7 protein-coding genes are annotated in these 5424 nt (G+C 37.8%); all 7 read right to left on the bottom strand.

Going from position 1 to position 5424, the window contains the following annotated elements:
* Window positions 1-331: 331 nt before the first annotated feature.
* The gene (locus GSY74_RS00155; RefSeq protein ID WP_164663082.1) at window positions 332-1780 is read right to left on the bottom strand and encodes an aldehyde dehydrogenase family protein; all 1449 of its coding nucleotides are present in this window, start codon (window positions 1778-1780) and stop codon (window positions 332-334) included.
* Window positions 1781-1892: 112 nt separating this feature from the next.
* A complete protein-coding gene (locus tag GSY74_RS00150; RefSeq protein WP_164663081.1) occupies window positions 1893-2177 on the bottom strand; it encodes a cytochrome C in 285 nt (94 codons plus the stop codon).
* Between the two features lie 238 nt (window positions 2178-2415).
* Window positions 2416-2982 carry a hypothetical protein gene (locus GSY74_RS10980; protein WP_370518746.1) on the bottom strand — a complete coding sequence of 189 codons (567 nt, stop codon included), beginning with the start codon at window positions 2980-2982 and terminating at the stop codon, window positions 2416-2418.
* 101 nt (window positions 2983-3083) lie between these two features.
* Window positions 3084-3434 (bottom strand): chaperone NapD, encoded by a 351-nt coding sequence (locus GSY74_RS00135; RefSeq protein ID WP_164663080.1) that lies wholly within the window; start codon window positions 3432-3434, stop codon window positions 3084-3086.
* A 68-nt stretch (window positions 3435-3502) separates the two neighbouring features.
* Complete coding sequence (locus tag GSY74_RS00130) at window positions 3503-4444, bottom strand: WD40 repeat domain-containing protein (protein ID WP_164663079.1); 942 nt, start codon at window positions 4442-4444, stop codon at window positions 3503-3505.
* A gap of 126 nt (window positions 4445-4570) precedes the next feature.
* On the bottom strand, window positions 4571-5065 hold the full coding sequence (locus GSY74_RS00125; RefSeq protein WP_164663078.1) for a 4Fe-4S binding protein: 495 nt from the start codon (window positions 5063-5065) through the stop codon (window positions 4571-4573).
* Between the two features lie 5 nt (window positions 5066-5070).
* Window positions 5071-5424: nitrate reductase cytochrome c-type subunit (locus GSY74_RS00120; RefSeq protein WP_188108682.1), on the bottom strand; the 354-nt coding region annotated here is incomplete at its 5' end.

The following is a 5424-nucleotide window of genomic DNA, read 5'->3' as shown; positions in this document are numbered from 1 at the left end:
TTATTGCAGTCCAGATAGTAAAAGCTATTAAAAAAGGTAAAAGTCCTACTATTATTACGATTATATCCATAAATAGAGGAGCTCGTGTACCTAAAAAACCTGCTTCAAACATATACTCCATTTAAATCCTTTCTAAAAAATCTTATTATACATCTTTCAAAACTAGGAACCGATGGCTTTAGTCTCGTTATATTCGGGACTAAAGTCTCCGATTCCAAATGAGTTTTGCAAGAAGTCTATTAATAAACTGTTAACTTTTGGATAGCAGTATAGCATAACTTTATTATAACTTAATAAAAAGAATTTAGACTAATATTTTAAACAAAAAACATTAACATATAACAACACTCTTTATCTCTGTAAACTCCTCCAATGCCCATTTTGGTCCCTCTCTTCCAATTCCAGAGAGTTTAGAACCACCATAGGGCTGAACATCAAAACGGAGTGTTGGAATATCATTAATAACCACACCTCCACACTCTGCATCCTCTATAAATCGTTGTGTCAATTTCAGGTCATTGGTGAAGATAGAGAACTGTAGACCATAAGGGGAGTCATTCATCTTTACAATCGCCTCTTCATAGCAGCTCACTTTGACGAGACTTACAATAGGAGCAAAAACCTCTTCACATACTATCTTCATCTCATCCGTTACATCAGCCATGACAGTTGGTGCAAAACTTCCATCTATAACCACACCACCGGCCATAAGCCTTGCACCCTCATCTATAGCAGAGTTAACCCACTCCTTTGCCCTATCTAATGACTCATCATCTATTAGAGGTCCCATAAAAGTATCCTCTTCATATGGAGAACCTACTTTTAACTCCTTGCTCTCCTTCGAAATCGACTCAGCAAATGAGTCATATACATCCTCATGAACATATATTCTCTGTAACGAGATACATACTTGACCAGAGTTTACAAATGCCCCAAAGGTACATCTTTTTGCTGACATACAAACATCAGCACTCTTATCAATAAATGTCGCTGCATTCCCACCAAGCTCCAAACTCACCTTTTTTATCCCTGCCTGTTGAGTAATAATGTTACCAACAGGAACAGAACCTGTAAAAGATAGCACTCTTGGAATGTCACTTTTTACCAAAGTACTACCAACGGCTACATCTCCATAGACCACAGAGAGTGCATCTTTTATAGCATACTCCGAGTTATTAAATAGTTTTGCCAATTTATAGGCTGTAAGTGGTGCTTCTGGTGTTGGTTTTAACACAACTGCATTACCTGCACCCAATGCAGGAGCAATCTTATGAGCCACAAGGTTTAGAGGAAAATTAAAAGGGGTAATACAAGCAACAACACCCACTGGAACACGAGTGAAATAGGCGATGGTTTTCTTGCCACTAGGGGCTATATCCGTAGGAATCGTCTCACCATGAAGAGCCACCAACTCTTTTGCGGTAAGCTCAATGGTCTCGATACATCTATCAACCTCTACTCTTGCAAATGCTAAAGGTTTTGCTACCTCATGAACTATAGTTAACGCCATATCCTCACGATATTTTCTTAGACTATTAGCTACATCCTCTAACCATGCAACTCTTTGGTGGAGAGGAGATTTAGCCGTCTGAATGGATGCCACTTTAGCAATTTTCAATGCTTTTTGAGTATCTTCTACAGAGCATACAGGAGCCTTGCTAACCACATCTCCACTATATGGACTTTTTCGTTCACTATTGGACTCTCTGGTCTCTTCAGCACTTCCCATAAAAACTTTTGCATCATGAATCTCATGACTACTTTCGAATATTCCAAACATAATAGTACCTTTTTGGGGTGATTATAACTAATAGAGATTAAAATATGAGTAAATTATAGGAGTATCGTAGGGGTCAACCCAAGTGTTGACCCATTAAGTAGTATAGAGATTACTATTTTAATTTTAGTTCGTCAGCTATTGCTGTGATTGCTGCTTCATCAAGTTTAGCCACTTGACCTTTCATCATACCTTTCATTGCTCCACCGTAAGAGCCATCTTTATAGCCTTTCATTGCTGCAATGAAATCTGCTTTACTCATATCTTTAACCACTTTAGATTTACCCAGTGCCTTTTTCTCAAAGTCTGCTCCGTGACACCCTTTACAAGCTGCTGTATTTGCAAATAGTGCTGGTGTCATTAGTGCTGTTACTGCTACGATTTTTATGATTTTGTTCATTTTTATCCTTTTATTGTGTTTTTTTAATTTACAGTTGAATTATAAAAACATTTCGTGTAATAATCGTGTTTTTTTCATTAAAATATATTAAAAAATAGTTAATTATGGTAGTTTTTTTATGAAGAAGAGGTCTCAAAGCAGAGACCTCTATAGGGGATTTTATAGATGGAACCGATGGCTTTAGCCTCGTCATGTTCGGGACTGAAGTCTCCGATTCCAAATAAGTTTTGAAAGATGTTTACTTAGCAATAGCTCCTGCCATAGCTTCAATAGCTGCATCATCTAGTGTTGCCACTTGACCTTTCATAAGACCTTTCATCGCTCCACCATATGAACCATCTTTATAACCTTTAAGTGCAGCTACAATATCATCTTTGCTCATCTCAGAGACAACTTTTGATTTACCCATAGCTGCCTTCTCAAAGTTAGCTCCATGACACCCTTTACATGCTCCAAGATTAACCTCTGCTGTAGGTGCTTCGGCTTTCTCTTCTGCTACTGGTGCGACAGCTTCTACAGGCTCTTCTGTCTTAGCTGGAGCCTCTTCTGCTTTTGGCTCCTCAGCAGGTGCTGCTGTCTCTTCTGCTACTGGTGCTTCTGTCTTCTCCGCTTCTACAGGAGCCTCTGTTTCTGCTGGTGTTTCTGCTTTAGCCTCCTCTTTTGCAGGAGCCTCTTTTTTAACCTCTACCTTTTCCACATCACCATTTGCTACTCTTTGTGATGCACCTGTTTCTGAATCAAAGCATCCTCCTAAAAGTAATGCGGACAATGTAGCCGCAAGTAAAAACTCTTTTCTTCTAATCATTTCTTTATCCTTTGAATTGTTTTATCTTCTATGATATTAATATTTAGCTTATTATCTCTTTATAGGAGTAATTTTCTCTTATTATAAATATAACTCTGTTACTAAAATCGCTTTTTAAGGTCACCATTATAGACAACTGTTCTTGGGTCTACATTTTCTCTGGTTAATATCTCAGGAACAAGACTCTGTGCTTCTAGTTTTTTGAACTCCTCATCAAGTTGATCCTCTTGATAGGTCATCATCATATCCGCAGCAATAACATGGTCAAAACATTGAATATCAACAAGTTTTTCTATATCCTCTTCAACATCTTTACCCTCAACCGTTACGATTATTTTCCCCTTTGGGTCATGCAGATGATACTCACATATATCTGAATTCTCTTTGATAATTGCTATTACTTTTTCTACATTCTCTGGTAGTGTCTGCACTACGATACTTGAAATGTTCATTTTAACGCTCCTTTAAATTTATGGGGTCTAGTGTAGAGACAAGGCATGCCTTGTCTCTACGAAACACCCTAAAGTTCCCAATAGTTGATATGGTTATCATCACTAGCTGTAAACAGCTCCTCTTCATTGATAAACAGAATATTGCTGATGGTTGCTTTATGTGAACCTAACTTATAGAGGTCAGATTTACTGCTTGTATTGAACAAAATCACATTATTATGCTCATCAGCAGCAAATCCACCTATCTCTCCACTAGGACTCAAACCTGTACTATAGATTAAAAAACTTCCATCTTTATAGTAGGCTTTTCGTCCATCTTTAGAATAAACAGCACAGCGTCTATCTTGTCCTGCTGTTATCATCATACCATTTTTATAGTCAACTTGAAAGACATTATCAACATTTTGCCCTTTGAACTCTTTTAGAACCTTACCATCTTTGACACCAATCAACCTAAGCTCACCACTCTCATCCACCAAAAGCACCTCATCTTTGTTCTCGTTAAGAGCAAAGTTAGAAAATTTTGAAGCGGTTATCTGCTCTCTATAGAGCTGTTTAGAATTTTTAATATCATATAGGATAAGCTCATTACTAAGCATAGCAATAAGTAGCGTATCTCTGTCTATAAACTTTGCTTTAGCAATAGTGTAAGATTTAGCTACAGATATGACCTCTGTAAGATTATCATCAGCATAGATATGAACTCGTCTATACCCCATCTTCCCCTGTGAGGCTATCATGATTTTTCCATCTACAATATCCACCGAATAGACTTTTGAAGCGACATCATCACCTGCAAAATCTTTTATATTGGGAACTTTGATGGTTTTTATGAGTTTCTGCTCTTTGGTGTCGTATATGTCAACAGCACCCTCTACTGTAGCGGAGTAGAGTTTGGCATCTTTGTAGACCAAATCAGTTACTCCTCCACTACCCTCATAGACAAACGATGGCTTTAAATCTTTGGCATTTAATTGTATAAACAGTAAAAATATTATTAATAAACGCATTTTTTTCCTTTATGAAATCAATCTCGTTCCCATCCGTCCTCGGTGGGAATGCATACGAGAATCTATATTTAATTATACCCAAATTCGCATATACACTCCCACCGAGACGGTAGGAGCGAGGGCAACCTACGCGATACCTTTAATGGTAATTGCATTTGTAGGACACCGATAAACACAAAACCCACAAGAGGTACACCTATCTTGGTTTATCGTCGGTCTAAACATACCTAAAAAGTCAATGGCATTGTCAATACACGGCTCTTTACAAGAAAAGCACATGGTCTGATTCCAACTTAAACATTTAAGTATATCTATCTCTATCAATGCGTCAATATTACGCATTTTATCAATTTGCAAGACATCTGCCACACAAACCTCTGCACACTCATCACAAAATGTACAACCAGTAGGAGTGGTCAAATCGAGCTTGGGTGTACCATCATCCATGATAATGATAATATCCTCATCACAAACAGCAGCACACTTTTTATCTTCACACTCTACGCAGAGAGAAAAAGCCTCTAGCTCTGCATAGTATGGTGGTCTAATAATGCTCTCTTTAACCTCTCGTTTATTAGTAAACGAGGAGGTAAAAGAGTTAAATAACTCTCTTCTCTCCATACTTTTTAGTGACCTTCGTCTAGACTACCAGCAGCAGAGTTTGCATTTGCTTTATCAGCATCTGTTACTGCATTATTCTCTAAACCATTGGTTGCCAAGTCATCATTCATATGCTCATACCATGAAGATGCCGTTGCACCATCTTTTGATGAGAATTCAGCTTGGAAAGTGTTCTCAACTGCCAATTTACCTGATGATTGAGGAGCGTGACACTGTGTACAGCTAAATCTAGCCATAGACAACTTAGTACTTGCTTCAGAGATAGCTACTTCATTTTTCTGGTTATCAATCGCTTTGGTAAAATCCTTACCATCAAAGTTATGCTTTGGTCTAAAGTTAACAAAGTGTGACTTTGGAAT

Source organism: Sulfurovum sp. bin170 (assembly GCF_010892395.1).
In the GTDB taxonomy this organism is placed as follows: Bacteria; Campylobacterota; Campylobacteria; order Campylobacterales; family Sulfurovaceae; genus UBA1140.
The sequence above is the reverse complement of the archived record's forward strand: the minus strand, read 5'-3'. Positions and strand labels throughout refer to the sequence as shown.